This is a genomic window from Exiguobacterium sp. RIT594, from assembly GCF_003339585.1.
Lineage (GTDB): Bacteria > Bacillota > Bacilli > Exiguobacteriales > Exiguobacteriaceae > Exiguobacterium_A.
The window spans coordinates 1,810,451-1,827,967 of record NZ_QPKF01000001.1; the positions used below are offsets into that span (position 1 = coordinate 1,810,451).

General features: G+C 45.6%; 10 protein-coding genes. 1 reads left to right on the plus strand and 9 read right to left on the minus strand.

Annotation, left to right across the window (positions count from 1 at the left end; genetic code table 11):
• The first annotated feature begins 7 nt into the window (after positions 1-7).
• The gene (locus DVG79_RS09390) at positions 8-1,480 is read left to right on the plus strand and encodes a phytoene desaturase family protein (protein WP_114596468.1); all 1,473 of its coding nucleotides are present in this window, start codon (positions 8-10) and stop codon (positions 1,478-1,480) included.
• Between the two features lie 432 nt (positions 1,481-1,912).
• On the opposite strand, the gene DVG79_RS09395 is transcribed toward DVG79_RS09390, so the two are convergent.
• The 9 genes from DVG79_RS09395 to addB form a co-directional block, all read right to left on the minus strand.
• Positions 1,913-2,740, minus strand: coding sequence for a phytoene/squalene synthase family protein (locus tag DVG79_RS09395; protein WP_114596469.1), 828 nt, complete (start codon positions 2,738-2,740; stop codon positions 1,913-1,915).
• Positions 2,706-4,178 (minus strand): phytoene desaturase family protein, encoded by a 1,473-nt coding sequence (locus DVG79_RS09400; protein WP_114596470.1) that lies wholly within the window; start codon positions 4,176-4,178, stop codon positions 2,706-2,708. The genes DVG79_RS09395 and DVG79_RS09400 overlap by 35 nt, the downstream gene beginning before the upstream one ends.
• The gene (locus DVG79_RS09405) at positions 4,175-5,665 is read right to left on the minus strand and encodes a phytoene desaturase family protein (RefSeq protein ID WP_114596471.1); all 1,491 of its coding nucleotides are present in this window, start codon (positions 5,663-5,665) and stop codon (positions 4,175-4,177) included. The genes DVG79_RS09400 and DVG79_RS09405 overlap by 4 nt, the downstream gene beginning before the upstream one ends.
• A gap of 106 nt (positions 5,666-5,771) precedes the next feature.
• Positions 5,772-6,770 carry a class I SAM-dependent methyltransferase gene (locus DVG79_RS09410; RefSeq protein ID WP_114596472.1) on the minus strand — a complete coding sequence of 333 codons (999 nt, stop codon included), beginning with the start codon at positions 6,768-6,770 and terminating at the stop codon, positions 5,772-5,774.
• Positions 6,771-6,921: 151 nt separating this feature from the next.
• Positions 6,922-7,302, minus strand: coding sequence for a DUF1516 family protein (locus DVG79_RS09415; RefSeq protein WP_026829060.1), 381 nt, complete (start codon positions 7,300-7,302; stop codon positions 6,922-6,924).
• Between the two features lie 62 nt (positions 7,303-7,364).
• Positions 7,365-9,929, minus strand: a complete 2,565-nt coding sequence (locus DVG79_RS09420) for an ATP-binding protein (RefSeq protein WP_114596473.1) — start codon at positions 9,927-9,929, stop codon at positions 7,365-7,367.
• Entirely contained in the window at positions 9,910-10,287 is a 378-nt protein-coding gene (locus tag DVG79_RS09425; RefSeq protein WP_114596474.1) for a response regulator transcription factor, read from the minus strand. The genes DVG79_RS09420 and DVG79_RS09425 overlap by 20 nt, the downstream gene beginning before the upstream one ends.
• 148 nt (positions 10,288-10,435) lie before the next feature.
• Positions 10,436-13,987 carry a helicase-exonuclease AddAB subunit AddA gene (gene addA, locus DVG79_RS09430; RefSeq protein WP_114596475.1) on the minus strand — a complete coding sequence of 1,184 codons (3,552 nt, stop codon included), beginning with the start codon at positions 13,985-13,987 and terminating at the stop codon, positions 10,436-10,438.
• The gene (addB, locus tag DVG79_RS09435; protein ID WP_114596476.1) at positions 13,984-17,415 is read right to left on the minus strand and encodes a helicase-exonuclease AddAB subunit AddB; all 3,432 of its coding nucleotides are present in this window, start codon (positions 17,413-17,415) and stop codon (positions 13,984-13,986) included. Before addB ends, addA begins: the two co-directional genes overlap by 4 nt.
• Between the last annotated feature and the right edge of the window lie 102 nt (positions 17,416-17,517).

A 17,517-nucleotide genomic window follows, 5' to 3' on the forward strand; every position in this document is an offset into this window, starting at 1 on the left:
CATTGTCATGAAACATATCGCAGTCATCGGAGCGGGACTTGGCGGTTTGAGTGCCGCCATCTCACTGGCTTCAAAAGGGTTTAACGTCACTGTCATTGAACGCAACGAACACATCGGTGGAAAGATGATGCCGATTACGTCAGAGGGACACCGGTTTGATTTCGGTCCCAACACCATCACGATGCCCGAAATCTTTCAATCCGTCATTTTGGAATCGGGAGCAGATCCGGATGATTACTTTACCTTTGAAAAATTGACACGTCATACCGTCAATCACTTTCCGGATGGACGTTCGTTAACATTCGCCAGCGGTCGTGAGGCGATGCGGACCGAAGTCGACCGCTTCACGAATGGTCAGCTTGCTAAAAATGACATTACTGGCTACCAGGACGAGGTGAAGGGACTGTACAACATCGCTAAACAACAATTTTTCATCAATATCGACTCGTATTTTAATTTTTCTTTATTACGCGACATGATCAAGGTTCACCCGTTAAAGACACTTCATGGACTGCACAAAAAATATTTTAAGGATCCCCAGCTGATTCAAGCACTTGACCGCTATGCGACCTACATTGGAAGCAGTCCGTTTCAAGCACCCGCTACATTCGGTTTGATTGCCCATCTCGAGTTAAATGACGGTGTGTATTTCACACGTGGCGGAAATACGGCCATCGCCGAAGGATTTGCCCGTCGTGCCCGTGAACTTGGTGTTACGTTCCGCTTAGGAGACGAAGTGACACAGATTGAAGTGACGAATCAGTTGGCAACGGAAATCGAACTCAATCACGTCGATTACCTGTCTGTTGATTTCATCGTTTTAAACGGGGACTTACTGACACAGTATCCACGATTGATATCAGAAACCGTCCGACCTGACTTCAAAAATCCAACACCGTCACAAATGGAACCGTCGATTTCTGCTTATGTCCGGTGTATCGGACTTGGACGCCGTATTGATGGACTCGCGCATCACAATGTCTTTTTCTCTTCTGATTATGAAGCCGAGTTTGAAGCTTTGTTCAATCAACATCGTTATGCGGAAGAGCCGACCATCTACATCTCGAACTCTTCGGTCACTGCACCGGAAATGGGAGAAGCCGGCGATAATCTGTTTGTTCTTGTAAATGCTCCCGCTACTCATAAAGGATCGGCCATTGATTTTGATACGTACGATACAATTATTAATCAACGTCTGCAACAGTTTGGAATCGATATCACGTCTGACGTTTTATTCGAACAGCGGATCACTCCGCAAGACATCGAACAAAAATTTTCAGCGTATCATGGTTCGCTGTATGGTCTTTCTTCGAACGGCACACGCGGGGCTTTCATGCGTCCAAGCAACCGTTCAAAGAATGTTCACAATTTGTTTTTTGCCGGCGGATCGACGCATCCCGGTGGCGGTAGTCCAATGGTGACGCTTTCAGGAAAACTGGCAAGCGAACGAATCGTGTCCGCTGTCGCTTCCTCCCTGTGAACGTTATGTGAATTGCATATCAATTACTTGTACGGACAACTTAGATTTGATACGATTACTTCGAGTTCAAGAGGTAGTGATTGACCCCACATCCTCAATCAAGCGCATGGTGACTTCCCCGAGTCAAAAGCGTTTAGGAACTTAACATATCTGTTTTGTCTCAATCATTTGTTCAAGACCCACTTGTTCAATGGATACACCACCGTAAACTGTTTGGCATGACTTACGACGTTCCCCCTTAGATCGTCTCATCCCAATCAGTTTACAGACGGCTCAATCATTAACAGATCCATCCCCGTGGATCGCGACCTGTCTTATTGGAACTATGTATCTGATTTTGCACAAACAGATTTCAGTTTAGACTCCCCGGTCTAAATTCCATAAAAAAAAGACCTTGGTCCCCGCCGAGGTCTTTTTTTTATGGAGTTTTCGTTAAATCGTAGCGAGTAACTTCATCTTTTGCCACCGGCTGACATAGGCACGTTTTGTGAACACATCATATTGATTATCACGTGCCGCGTCCAAAATGCCCCGGTAAAGTAAGGCTGCCACCTTCAGCGCACGGCGACTCTCTTTCGGGTAGCGGTCAAACGAAGGCGTTGCTGCATCATATAAATACTCGGCTCTTAAAGCCAATGCTTCCCATAATCCAGCAAAGTCTCCAGAAGGAGTTCCTGTTAATAACGATTCTGTTGTCACACCGTACTGGTCCATCCAATCTTTCGGTAAATAAACACGTCCCCGTTTTGCATCCTCGCCGACATCCCGAAGAATGTTTGTCAATTGCATCGCGATTCCGAGTTGAATGGCGGACTCCCGTAAATCATTTTGTTTGGGTGCAAGAATCGGCAACAGCATCAAACCAACCGTACTCGCGACATAATAACTGTATTTTTCCGTTTCTTCCAGTGAGTGGTACCGATTTTTTTCGATGTCCCACCGCATGCCTTCTGCCAGTTCTAAAAACGGTGTTTCATCCATCTCATACCGCTTAAAGACATCTGCGAGTGCAATCCAAAGTGGTTTATTAATCGAGTGACCCGACCGGAATAGACGAAACTCTTCCAAAAATTCCGCTAAGCTTTCTTTTGGTGTCGCCGATTCATCCACCGTATCATCGAGATGACGACAAAACGTATAGATGGCGTAGACTGCCATCCGATCTTGCTTCGGCAGTAAAGAGAAGGCTTTATAAAAGGTTTTTGATCCACCTTGAATCGTTTGTTCACATACCAGATATGCGTTCGTCACTGTATCCATTTTTCCACCTCATCTCTTGTTCCATTCGATTGACAAGTAATGTCGCTCCCATCATTACGATCGGAACGCCTCCACACGGATGGACAGATGCGCCTACTGCATACAACCGTTCAATATCAGCATAAGGTTTGGCTTGTGTTTTCAAGGCGGCTGATTGGCGAATCGTCGGTGCAATCCCAAAACTTCCACCTTCATACAATCCAAAATCTTGTGCGTCTTGAGGTGTACGTATTTTCATTTCTGTAACTTTACTCTGGAAGCCGGGTAGATGCTGCTCAATTTTAGCTAAAATCCGATCGATGAATCCATGAGCTTCGTACCGGTCCCGGTCAAAACCGCGTGGTGACGGAACCAGTGCATAAACGACACTGTCATCCACTTCCGTTAATGTATCATCCACCTTACTCGGATTAAACAGATACACCGCCGGATGCTCCGGCAACTCATCTTTTTTGAAGATCGATGTCATCAAAGGTTGAAGATCGCTTGGCATCAGGAAGCGATGCACTGGTAAATCCACTTTTCCCTTTATCTTAAAGTACAATAACAGTGTACCGCCGGATGGAACATATTTTTTAGGTTGTTTACCTTCCACCAGATATTCCATCAGTGGGAACTCGCCATTCAACACGACGGTGTCATACAGATGTTCCTGTCCATTGACAAGCACTCCTTTAGCCTGGCCTTCTCTAATCATTACACGTTCGACCGGCTGATTAAACTCGAACCGCACACCCCGTCGAACCAGTTCCTCGTACATCCGCTCCGCTAAAGAAAAGTATCCACCTTTGACATACCAGACACCCTCTTCCTGTTCCCGGTAAGGAATCAGTCCATAAATCGAAGGAGTCGTATAAGGATTACCTCCAATGTAAAACGTCGGAAAACTGTAAGCCATTCGTAAATACTTACTTTTAAAATAACGCTTCAAATGATCGTGCGCCGTCTCAAGTGCATGCATTTTCACAAGTGGCGCTAACATATCCGGCTGTAATAAATCACGTTTACGGAAATAGGTCCGCTCTAAAAATTTCGATACACTGACGTCATAATCCTTTGCTTTTTGTTGCATAAATTCTTGGAACCCGCGACCTTCTCCAAATTGACGCTCAATCGCAACCGTTTGATCGACCACATCCGCTTGTTTTGTCACGATCGTTCCGTCATCGAAATGCAAATCATACAACGGGTCAATCCGCTCCAACTCGACACCTTCAAGACCGGCTTCTGTCAGTTGTTCCTGCAATTTCCCGGGCATCAAGACGATTGTCGGTCCCTGGTCAATTCTTCCGCCTGTCTCGAAATCAACGGAGGCGAGTCGACCGCCTGGACGTGACTCTTTTTCAAAAATTGTGATTTCCACTTCCGGATATCGTTTTGTTAACAATAACGCGGCGTGTAAAGTTCCGACACCTGCTCCGACGAATCCAATCTTCATTTTCCGACACCTACTTCACTTGTCAATAAGTCTGCCGTGATCCGCGCTGATTCAAAGATGGTCGGAAGTCCACTACCAGGATGTGTTCCGCCTCCGACTAAATAAACATGATCCAGTTCTTCAAAACGATTGTGTGGTCTAAAGTACATCATTTGTGTTAATTGATGTCCCAAATTAAATGTTGCCCCCTGGTGCACGCCCATCGCTTCCCAATCATCTGGTGTAAACATCTCTTCCACTTCGATTGCCGCTTCGACACCTTTATAAGGAGAACGGTGTTCGAGTGCATCAAGGACACGGCGACGTAATTTAGGTCCTTCAATCGCCCAGTCAAGTTCGGAATAATTATTCGGAACGGGCACTAAGACGTACAAAGATGATTTCCCTTCCGGTGCAAGTGTTCCGTCGATGATTGATGGATTTTGGACATAAAATGAAAAGTCATCTGATAATTCCAATGTCTGAGTCATCTCCCGGACATTTTTTTCATAATCATCCGCAAAATAAATCGTATGATGCGGGGCATCAAATGATTTATTGACACCTAAGTACAGCATGAACGTCGAACAAGAGAACTTTTTACGATCGATTTTCGGACGCGACCATTTTTTCAGAACACCTTCCGGAACAAGATGATTCATCGCATGGGCAAAATCTGCTCCGACAACGACATCATCGTATAAAACATGTTCACCCGACTCGAGAATGACTCCTGTCGCGGTCGTCCCTTCCAAAATCAATTGGCTGATCCCTGTATTGAGATGGACGGTTCCACCCAATTCTTCCACCGCCCGTTTCATCGCTTCCGGAATTTGATTCATTCCACCGATTGGATGATGAACACCGTAAGCATGTTCCATATAAGACAAGATGGAAAAACCGCCTGGGCATTCCCATGCTGACATACCTAAATATTTGGCTTGAAAAGTAAAAGCGTATTTCAATTCTTCACTCGTAAAATAATCGGACAGGACGTCGTATAACGAACGTCCGAGAGAAAGACGCGGTAGCGCCGTAATGACGCGTGGAGACAGATAATCTGTTAATTTATCGTGCTTCGTCTGCAGTATCGGCATCAGTTTCGAAAGCTTCAAGGCTTGTTCTGCCATGAAACGGTCATATCCTTCTCCATTTCCCGGAAAGTGCTGCTCAATCGTCTGTTTCATCCGATCACGATCCGTCGTCATCGTAAAGTGATCTTTCCCCCCATTAAAATAGAGCGTGTACATCGGATCCAGCGCTTTCAAATCCAAATAGTCCTTCATATCCAGACCGATACTCGTAAATAACTTTTCTAAGATATGCGGCATATTTAAAAAGGTGGGTCCACGATCAAATTTATAATCCCCGACCTGTACGCGAGATGTTCTTCCCCCGACAATCGGCTGTTTTTCATATACGGTGACATCTATTCCTCTACCTGCAAGCAACATCGCACAAGCGAGCCCTCCAGGTCCTGCTCCAATAACGGCTACACGCTGCTTCACACGAATCTCTCCCTTTTTCTCTACTCGTTTTAACTATTATACTAATCACATACTACTCCCCACAAATTTGAACTGTCCTGAAACTGTAAAAAACGCCAAGCTTCCTTTAGGAAGTGGCGTTTGCAGTTACGATATACCAAGCTCCTTCTTTTAAAAATGGTGAAATCGACACATTTTTAAAACCTGCAGCATGAAGTTGTTCTGTTAATTCTTCTTTCCCCGGCAACGGGTAAAGATTTTCATGTAACGTCATGAACGCATTGAACGCAGCAGAAAACGGTGCCCCATGTTCGCTGTCGCGTAATGGTGTGACCAGAATGACCGTCCCGTCATCTTTAACGAAACGCCGGACACCTTCTAAAAGACGAAGCCGTTCTTCTTTCGGGAAATAATACAAAATATTATTCATCATGACACCGTCATATGTTTCTGTGACGTCGTATGTTTTGATATCCCCGACAGTAAAGTCAATGTCTCCGGTCGTATCCCGTCGTTTCGCTTCCGCGATGACCGATTCCTCGATATCAATTCCTGCCAGTCGTAGTTCAGGCAGTGCTTCGTGAATTTTACGTAAGTAACCACCGTAGGCACAGCCGATATCAAGGAGTGATGTCACATTTTGACTGCGGATGATGTGACGGACAGCAGGAAATGCTACAGTTTCCACCAACGCAGATGTTTCTGCTACGATATCACCGTGCTCTTCTCCATCAAACTTTTTTTGTTGGCCATGTTCCAAAAATTGCGGATAGGAGAATAAGGCCGGCAAATGAAGTTCCATCAACTCGGATAACATAAAGCCGATGCTTCTCTCATCTGTTTTTGATAATTCAGGTAAAACATGACGTGTCGCTGTATAGCGCAAGTCTTTCTTTTTTAAATGTCCTACCGCCAACCCGACTTCAAACCAACGGGATAAAGCTTCTGTCGTCAACGGCTGCTTAAGACGGACTTGTGCTTCGGCTCGTGTCGCCCCTGATCCTAAAACATCAAACAGACCATACTTATATCCAATATAACCGTGCCATAACGGTAAAATCGGTTCTGCTCGCTTCATCCACTTTCTTGCCCGGAAAACTTTTGTCCATTCTTTCAACTGTGCCACAAGCGTTCCCCTCTCGACTGCGTAATATATCCCTTTTCCCAAATAACAACAGATTGTAAACACAAAAAAACACACGTTTCTCTCCATCGTGAGAAACGTGTGTTTAAACCAAGCAAACGGATTATCTTTTCCCGTTTTGATTAAAATCGATTTAGAAGAATTGCATGCCGTACGGTAACGAGTAACCAAGGAAAATCGTTACGAGTACAAGCACTCCAAACCCAAGTAAGAAACCAGAATAAGATTTTCCCTTTTTCAAACGAACGAGTGTCAACTCACCCAAAATCAAGACGAGAAGACCCGCAGTGATTTTCGCATGGTACAAACCATCCGGATTAGCGGACAGACCCATGATTGTGATGTAGAGATAAAGTCCTGTCGCAAACGTCAAGAGCAGCAAGAGACGAAACGCCATGTGAACGCCTTTGGCAGCACTTTTTCCATTTTTGTACATCGAGAATGCAACAAAAAATGTAACGAGCAGTAAAACCCATAATAAAACGTGTGTGTGTACAAATGCAGTAATCGGCATTTGAATTCCCCCTTTATTCATTCTCCATTCATCGTATCTGATTTTCTCTTTCAGATATAGTGTTATTTTCCTGACATATCAATCCCGTCAGAAATAACGGCGTACTCCGAGACGTGTGTCGGTAGCTTTACGGTAAACGTGCTGCCCTGCTTTTCAATCGACTCGACCGTAATCTCTCCGTCATGTCCTTGGACGATTTCCTTACAAATTGCAAGACCCAGACCTGTCCCGCCAATTTTCCGGCTGTCTGAATTATCCACCCGGTAAAACTTATCGAATAACTTCGCTAACGCCGATTTCGGAATTCCGATTCCCTCGTCTCGTACGGCAAACTGGACATGATGTCGATTTGCTTCCAATACGACTTCGATTTTTCCGCCCAACGGAGAGTACTTGACGGCATTGTTCAACAGATTGTTCATCAGCTGTTTCATCTTTTCCTCATCAGCTTCAATCAGCGGACGAACGTCTGTTAAGGAACGGAACGTGATTGTATGGTTTGTTGTCGACGCCGCATAGAATTGCGTCGTTTCTTCTAGAAGCGGTTGTAGATCAAGTAATCCTTTTTGATAGGATTGAATTCTCGCTTCCATCCGTTGAACATCAAGAAAATCATTGACGAGATTCGACAAACGTTCCGTTTCTGAATGGATGGTTTTTAAATACTTGTCTTGTTTTGAGAGGTCCATCTTCCGGTTCAACATCAACTCTGTAAAGCCATAAATGGATGACAACGGAGTCCGTAATTCGTGGGAGACAGTCGAGACCAACTCTGATTTCAGACGGTCCATCTCTGTTTCCTTCGTCACATCACGCAAGACGAGCATCGTCCCTTTTCGAATTCCTTCGACTTCAATCGTTTCCACATAAAACTGAATAAAGACAACTTGTTGATGGATTGAAAACTGGAGACTGTCTTTTGGAACTTCGCCTCGTAAAATGCCTTCCATGTAGCGTGCAAACACTTCCGGTTCATCGACCACTGCACGAATTGTATTGAGGCACCCTTGAAGGGTTTCGTTTTTTGCTGCTCCATATTGAAGCTCCGGAAATAAATCATACAAAGGACGATTGACGAATACTTCGTCTTTCCCCGGTTCGATATAAATGACCGCTTCGCGGATTGAGTCCAAAATCCGTTCTGTTTTTGTCTTTTCACGGTTCATTTCATCAAATAAGCGCATCCGGAGCAACGAAAGAGACAGCTGACGTGAAAATGACATGATGTCACGCATCTGTTCATTCGTAAACTGATCCCGGTAACGAACCAGATAAATGAACGCAATCGCCTCTTCCGATGCCGGATCGAGAATCGGGACTGCCGTCTCATACATATAGTATGGATACGGTAACGGATGATCACTTGCGACCTGTTTAGAGGAATGGACGGCTTTTTTCAATGACTCAGCACGTTTCAATAAAGAAAGATCGCTTCCTAACAACCGCTCCGAAAGTTCTTCTGTCATCCCGTGTGTCACAATCGAGTAGGCAGATCCTTCATCGACGAAGACAAGTGCTCCGATTTCCGAATCCGTGATGGCAATTAACTTTTCAATGATTTCCGGATAAGCCGTCAACGCTTCCCGTGCTGCCAACGTTTCAGTCAAATCATTACGGTATTGCAGGTGTTGTTCGTTGCGCATCGTCAACTCGAGTGCTTCCTCCAGTTCCTGCTGCTGCGCCTGCAATTCTTCCTGTTGCGCCTGCAGTTCTTCCTGCTGTGCCTGCAATTCTTCGTTTTTGGCTAAAAGATGTTGTTTGTTTTCGGAAATCGAACTCGCCATTTGATTGAAGGACAACGCTAAAATTCCGATTTCATCTTTCCGTCCAGAAACGTTGACATGTTTGATGTCTTCACCACCGGCTAGACGCTGACTGTTTTTGACGAGTGATAACAACTCTGCTGTAATTTTACGAATGAACGGATAAACGAAGAAAATCAATACACCGACTAATACGATGATGTTCGACAGCCAAATCAATTGGGTCGTCTGAATTTCCCGCTCCAACTGTCCGCTGGTTTTTTCTGACCAGTCTTCTAAAAAGTCTCGATATCCGCCGAGTGCTAACTCACTTTTATTGATTTCCGACAAGACATCAATGTTTCCAGAAGTGTCTAGCTTGATTCTTCCATTCGCCTGCAGCTCTTTTCCGAGCGGTAAGGAAGTTAGTGTCTTCCCTTCCAAAAAAGATTCCGTGACCGTTCCGGATTCCTTCGCTTCCACATACGACTGGATCAACGGTAAAATCGACTCGAAGTAGTACGCATAGAGTTCACGTGAAGAACGAGCATAATCTTTTCCTTGTTGATAAATTGAATTTTCTTCAAACCAGCGTGTTTGTTCATCAATGGTTTTCCGTTGATTAACCATCTTCTGATAAATTTCCTGATCACCAATCAGCGCATAGCCCCGCATGTTAAACTGCAGGTCCTGCCATTCTTCCCACAGGGTGCCGGCACGGGCACTTCGTTCTCTGATGTCTTCTAGCTTCAATCGGGTTTCTTGTAATTTCGTATCGGTATAATTGTAGACAATCAGTGAAGAAATCATCAGTGTCGTTAACACGATATAAAAGGAGGCCATTAACTGGCGTCCGATTTTTCGATTAATCCACTGGATGATCACTCAATATTCCTCCTACGACACCAATCAATTCGAGTGGACTAAACGGTTTAGAAAAGAAATAATTCGCTCCGATTTCTTCTGCCCGTTCCCGATCGGATTGTTGGCTTTTCGCTGTTAACATCATGATTTTTAAATTTTGTTTATCTGGATGACGTCGTACTTTTTCTATAACTTCAATCCCCGTCATTCCCGGCATCATATAATCGAGCAAAACGAGATCATAATGCTGACTCATGATTTTCTGATAGGCTTCATCACCATCTGTTGCTTCATCAATCGTATACCCTTCGTCTTCTAATGTATCGAGCACCAACATGCGTAACACATCTTCGTCTTCCGCTAATAAAATACGTGCCATCTATAAAACCTCCTACGGTATCTGGTTATTCTTTTTACATACCTTTTCATTTTACACAGTTCTTTCATATTTAGAAATGAAAATCGTCTAACGAATTCGTTCTGTTCCCTGAACAGGTGACAGAATCAATTCGTCAGACGTGAGGCAATCAGTAAATTTCAATCACTTCTTGGAGTGCAAACGCATAAATTAATTTCCGGCTGATCTGAATGTGTAAGATGGCTTCCAGCGCTTCTTGATATAAATTCAATTGTGTTGCATAACGTGTTCGCAACATCTCTGCCTGATCCTGACCGTCAGTTGTTTCAAAAACCTGGTCCGATTTATAATCGAGCAGAATATATGTTTCGCCGTCGCGAATCAGACAGTCGACAATCCCCTGCATGACGGCCTGATCACTTGGACCATGCCAATCTGTCCGGAACCGGGCTGAATCAATCTTATAGGTGAAGGGCAGTTCGCGGTAGACATCTCCTGTCACAAGACGCTGTTCAAACAATCGCCCGATTTCCGAAGCAAAGAACATCGTCAATTCAGGCATAGCTTCCTGCATCGTCTGCGCTTCCAAGTCTGAAATGCGTTCTGCCTGTTGCCAGTCGAGAATCTGCTCTTCAAGGGGACGACCGGACTCATACAACTGCATCGCTAAATGCAAGACCGTCCCGCGTTCTGCTCCCGTTAATGTCGGACCTAAAAATTGGGGTGTCCGGTAATAGGTCGATTGCCGGTAGGTCGATTCAAAAGCAGCCCGTTCGAGTTGTTCTGTCCGCTTCAACTCCGTAACGGTTTGTTTCGCAGCGGTATCCGTCGCGACTTGATACGGATATTGATATGCAAAAGCAGATTCAATCTGCGCATTCAGCGTCTCGTCACCCGCATAATCAATTTTCTCAAGGACACGGACGTGTTCGAGCTGCTCGACCATCTTGCTCAATTCTTGATAAGGAGCAATCTCGTCATGTGCAATGACCCGGAATGACCAGCTTTGTTCCTGTTCGCTCAGTAGGAAATTACGCAAAACAGCTGGTGCCACCCAGTCCGCATAGGTCTTGGCATTTCGGCGATCCAGTTCCGGCAACAAAAGCTCATCGAGCGGTTGATCCTGCCATTTGGCAAGTTGATCTTCCAAACCTTTGATTGCCCCTACAAGAATCAGTTTTTCTTTCGCACGTGTCATCGCAACATACAGAACACGCATCTCTTCCGCTTTCATTTCGCGGTCCATTTCCCGGCGGATGACTTCTTTCAGAAGCGTTCCGGAACGCAGGCGTTTAACGGGATCAATCGCATCCAGCGCAATGCCATACGTTTTATGCAGTTGAATCGCTTGGATTTGATCCTGTTTATTAAACTGCTTGCCTAACTGGCTGACGATCGTTACCGGGAATTCCAGTCCTTTTGATTGATGGATGGTCATGATCCGGACGACATCTTCGTCTTCCCCTAACGAACGGGCTTCTGAAAAATCTTCCCCACGTTCGACTAAACGATGAATCAAACGTAAGAAGCGGTACAATCCCCGATAACCCGAGGCCTCATACTGATGGGCTCGTTCGTACAAAGCATTTAAATTCGCTTGTCGGCTCCGTCCGCCGTTTAAACAACCGACGTACTCAAAGTAACCAGTTTGATCAAACAAGGAACGAATTAAGCTCGCAAGCGACTTCCCGCGTGCTTCCGTGCGCCAGTGTTGCAACTGACTGAGCGCTTCATCGACACGCAAACCGAGCGGTGTCTGTTCTTTCGCCACAAGAGTAGCTGCTTCGTAGAACGACCCGTCTTTCGATTTAGCACGAATCCGCCCTAAATCCCGGTCCGTTAATCCAAAAATCGGTGACCGCAAGACACTGGCAAATGGGATATCCTGCAACGGATTATCAATCGTCTTCAAGAGCGACATCATGATTTGAATCTCGGTTGCTTGAAAATAGCCGCCCGTCGTATCCGCATAGACAGGAAGTTCATATTGTTCAAAGACGTCGACGAGTGCCTGGACCCGTTTTCCTCTCGAACGTACGAGGACGACGATATCACGGTATTCACATTTACGGAATCGTTTTTGCTTTGCATCAAATACGAGATACGGATTTTCATCATTCACCATCTCGATGATACGTGTCGCTATGACTTGAGCTTCCAATTCTTCTTTATTCGTGTCTGTTTGGTCCACCAACAGCAATTCGGGATCGACTTGGGTTGATTCGACGTACCCGAGATTCCCTAGCCGCAGATAAGCTGCTTCGTCATAATCAATTTCTCCGACGGCTTCGTCCATGACTTGGCGGAAAATATGATTGGTTCCATCCAAGACTTCTAAACGGCTTCGGAAATTTTTCGTCAAATCAATTCGTGTCCCGACTTCTGTTTGTTGGAATCGTTTAAACTTATTCAAAAATAATCCGGGCTCGGCATGACGGAATTTATAAATCGATTGTTTGACGTCACCAACCATAAACAGATTTCCGGTTGCTTCATCTGATTTTGAAACAAGCCGCAGAATCCGTTCCTGCACTTCGTTTGTATCCTGATATTCATCCACTAAAACTTCGATGAAACGTTCTTGCAACAAGCGAGCAACATCTGTCGCCTCTCCGTCCTGTTCCAAGATGGCTAATGCAAAATGCTCAAGATCGGAAAAATCAACGATTCCCCGCTGCTGCTTCGCTTCAAGATAAGCTGCCGAGAAACTTCGAACGAGCGTGACGATCATCTGGACATGTCCCAGTTGAGAACGTAAATCTTCCAGGTAATCGACCCCGTCCTTCTCAACGAACAAATCACGCATTTTTTTGAGATCACCGACGAGACGCGTCCGTTCGGTCTGGAATTTCTTCATTTCTTCGTCCCCGCGGATTCCTTTCCAACGACCGAATTCAACAGCTTGAAAAGCAAGAGCGACGGTCGTCCAGCGGTCCTGTTCCGGATTAATCCGCCGGATCGGTGCGACGTCCTGCACCAACATGTCTGCCATCTCGTCGTATCCGGCTTGTCGGAGACGATACGATAATTCCATATAACGATTGATGACCGGTGCGACACGTTCCCATTCAAGTTCAAATAATCGTGTTAATAAACTGGACTCATCCGGATCAATCGGTTGATCGTACTGCGCAATTAAATGGTCATAAAATGCTTCCGGATCCGGGAGGGACCGGGAAAATCGATATAAGTTCGAGATTAAAGTCAACATTGCTTGATCGTCCCGGTCTGATGTGTAACTATCAATCAATTCATAAAACGCCGGATCTGCTAGAGCATAGTAATTCTCAAACACTTCTTCCAAAACATCATCCTGCAATAACAGCAGCTCTGCTTCCTCCGCAATGCGAAACGCCGGATCAAGACCAATCCGGTAATAGTTTTCGCGTAAAATCGATAAACAAAAGGAATGGATTGTCGTGATTTGAGCACGGTTCATCATTTGCCGTTGTTTTTTTAAATAAAGATCATCTGGAGCATCTTTAATTTTTGCTTCGATTGCTTCGATGACACGTGTTTTCATCTCTTTAGCTGCTGCGTTCGTAAACGTCGCGACAAGAATCCGGTCGGCTGTCAACGGATCTTCCTGATTGATGACACGTTGTGTCAACCGTTCGACGAGTACGGCTGTTTTTCCCGAACCGGCAGCAGCGGACACTAAAATATGTCCACCCCTTGCATCAATTGCCTGTTGTTGTTCATCCGTCCACTGCACACTCATTCCGTCTCCTCCTTCAACCGTTCCAAGACTTCTTTTTCCGACAACGGTTTCAATTGCCGGTAGTCGTTTCCGAGAGATTGATCAAACTGACAGACGGAACGGTATTCACAAAATGTACATGGTGTCCGTTCCTGATAATCAAACGGATCAATCGCAATATCTCCTGCATACATTGCCTGGCTGCTCGTTTTCAATTCATCCCAGGCATGATCCATCAGCGCCGTCAATTCTTCTTCTTTGACGACACCTTTCGTGTGCGACTTATGAAGACCGGTTTTCGTGAATGTCACTTTGACGAGCGGCGACTTTTTACGTTCATCGTACGCAATCTGATCCATTGCCCGTAATACTTCATCATTTTCAACGATGACGCCTTGCATTTGGTACGATTCGAGCAGCAACCGGTTCCGTTCGATTTCATCCGCCGATAAATCTCCGCGCATCATCGGGTTTTTGACGTGGAAATACAAGGCACCGGCCGGTTTTGCCTGCTGATTAAACAGAACTTCCGACTGTTCAACGACTGTTTTTAGATACAACAGCATTTGAATCGCCAACCCGTAATAGATTTCTGCAAAATCCAACTCTTTGGCACTCGATTTGTAATCGATGACCCGGACGTATAGTTGATCGCCAATCGTCGCCTGATCCACCCGGTCAATTCGACCGGTGAATTCAATTTCGGTACCATCCGGTAATGTGAAGCGAAGTGGCGGAAACATGGCGTTCCCAAAACTGATTTCAAATAAATCAGGTTCGAACTCAGAGCGTTCCGCTTGTTTGACGAGCATTTTTGCGGTTTGTTCGACGACGTCCGTTAATTTTTTCTTGATGTATCCAAAACGGTTCGAACTCATCAAAATCGCATTTTGAATTTCCGGTGTCACCTTCTCGACAGCTTCTTTCGCGAAATCACTGCACGATTGGTCATCCAGTTCACGCCAGCGTTTTCCTGAAGCTTTGATGTTCACTGACAAATCATTGAGTGCCCCGTGGAACAGGTTCCCGATGTCCGGCGCTTCGAATTTATATAATTTCCGTTCTTTTAACCGCAATCCATACCGGGCAAAGTGTTTATAGGAACATGCATTGTAGGTCTCAAACCGGGAGACGCTGGCTTTGATGGTGTCACCATACAGGTTACGCGCCAAATCATCCGGTAACGGTTCTGCATGATTTTGATAAAACAAGGCACTGGAAAACAGCGCCATTCGTTCGCGGCCCCGACCGTTTTCGAGCAAACGATTGTACACATCAAACCAGGACGGTTGAATCGGATAACGACGTTGCAGCCGTCTCAACTCGATTGCCGCTGCCGCTGCCGCCCGTTCCGGACTCGTCACGAACTGAAGTTGATCATCCGGTGCATGATCACCGGCTTCTGCAAAGGATGTTTTCACAGGGCGATCCTGCAACAGTTGATGTTTGATCTGCTTGACGATGGATGCCGGCTGAAGGGCTTTGCCGTCCTCGTCAACCAGCGCATAACTGATATGCAACGCTTCACTTGGCGCTGTCACCCCTTGATAGAGGTAATACAACTCGTCGTCAAATACGTCCAAAGAGGCTTTACCGACCGGAATGCCTTGATCGTGGAGGAAGTCATGATCTCCTTCTGACAGCAATTTAGACTGATCTTCCACGAGTGGAATCAATCCGTCATTGGCCCCGAGTAAAAAGACCACTTTCACCTGTTGTAAACGTCCGCGAACGTAATCCGTCGCAATCACTTGATCGAGCGAAGGCGGAACAAGGGAGAAGCGGAGACTTTCAAGTCCAGTCTCGACCATCTGGACGAATAGTTCTGTCGTCAATGTGGCTTCCGGTGCCGCAGCTTCCAACTGTTCAAAGAGATGCAGTACCGCTTCGTACACCTGATCATGTTCTCGTGCTTGGCTGAGTTCATTGACTTCGAGTGCTTGTTGCTTCCAAACCGTTAACCGGTCCGTCAAGTGATGTTCTTCCAAGAAACGGTATAACGCCCGTGTATATTCACTCATCGTCTTAGATGCTTTGAATCGCTTCTCCAGTGGTTCAATTGCTTCGACCAGGAATTGACGCCATTCGTTCAGTTCCTGTTCTTCTTGTAACTCAGCATCCGTCAAACTGATTTCATCAGCTAGACGCCGCTTCAATTGCCAAGGTTTTTTCCACATCGAACCTTTGATTCCCCGCTCCAGGACAAATGTTTCCAGACGATCAAGTGCTAATCGTGAATCCTCTGCCGGAAGTGGAATCAGCTCTGTTTTCAGCAGACGAAAAACAGATTCTTCCCGGTATCCCGTCATGACGATTTCAAGGACGGCATGGACTAATTCGACAATGGGATGATGGACCATCGATTCCCGTTGGTCCAGGAAGTACGGAATATCATACAGTTGAAAAGCACGTTCTAAATGGTCGGCGTACGGTTCCAGGTGGCGGACAAGAAACGCGATGTCCTTGAACCGATATCCTTCATGGCGTACCAGTTGAATCATCTTTCTGACAGCCGCTTCCGCCTCAACTTGACGATTAACTGCGGCAGAAAGCGTCAACCCATTCACTTCGTCATCTGTCGCCGGGTATCCGGGCGACAGTAACGCTTGTTCAAGCATCTGTAACCCTGTCGTCTGAAATTTAACGGTCTGTGTGTAATAGATGTCTTCATGCGCAATCTGTCGTTCTTTCATCTGTTCGATCAACTGCATATAGCAGCGTTGTGACACACCAAACTCAGACTGTTTCGCATAGACGTCTTCGACATCCAGTGTAAAACTAAGATGCATCTCTTTCGTCAATTCCATCAATCGCAGTAAGACCTGCTGTTCCTGCAACGAAAATTCATAAAATCCATCAACGAAGACTGAAACGCCACTTAAATCAGCTTTCGGTAACAGCTCAATCAACGTCGTGAAATAATCGTCCGCATGAAGCGCCTTATTTGAGATTCGTTCAGTAAAGCGTTCGTAAATCAGCGCTAAATCATTTAATTTCGGTGAACGTTCGGGAGATGCACTGCTGATTTGACGCAACATATCCGGATTTACCAAAGAACGTTTAAACGAGGCAATCAATTCGTCCAGTCCTTTGTAAAAGCCGGGCATATTTTTCGTCCGTTTAAAAATCTTCAATTCCTCTTCCGCTTCTTCGACGACTTGACGCAGTAATAACTGTGTCCCGGTCTCGTCTAAAAAGGGAATCGCCTGGTTTCCATGATCCCGGATGATATGGAAAGCAAACCGGCGTAAACTCATGACTTCCATCCGGACAAGACCCGACAGGCGGGAATCCGTCGCAATACGCCGTTCCATCTCAAAAGACATCTGATCCGGTACGATGAAATAGATGGATGGACCAAGCGGTTGCTCAGCTAACCGGTCAATTACCTGCTCAATTAATGTTGTCGTCTTGCCTGTACCGGCACGACCTAAATGCATGTAATTCATTGTGTCAGATCAGCCGGCACCTGTTTTCGTATCATCAGGTGGGCTGATCTTCACCTCCTTTAATTAATATCGAGGAGCTTTATGCTGTCTTTTTTCCGTTCA

Coding starts and splice junctions, on each gene's coding strand:
- DVG79_RS09395 (WP_114596469.1), bottom strand. CDS start 2,740: ATGGATACAGTGACGAACGCATATCTGGTATGTGAACAAACGATTCAA.
- DVG79_RS09400 (WP_114596470.1), bottom strand. CDS start 4,178: ATGAAGATTGGATTCGTCGGAGCAGGTGTCGGAACTTTACACGCCGCG.
- DVG79_RS09415 (WP_026829060.1), bottom strand. CDS start 7,302: ATGCCGATTACTGCATTTGTACACACACACGTTTTATTATGGGTTTTA.
- DVG79_RS09425 (WP_114596474.1), bottom strand. CDS start 10,287: ATGGCACGTATTTTATTAGCGGAAGACGAAGATGTGTTACGCATGTTG.
- DVG79_RS09390 (WP_114596468.1), top strand. CDS start 8: ATGAAACATATCGCAGTCATCGGAGCGGGACTTGGCGGTTTGAGTGCC.
- addA (WP_114596475.1), bottom strand. CDS start 13,987: ATGAGTGTGCAGTGGACGGATGAACAACAACAGGCAATTGATGCAAGG.
- addB (WP_114596476.1), bottom strand. CDS start 17,415: ATGAATTACATGCATTTAGGTCGTGCCGGTACAGGCAAGACGACAACA.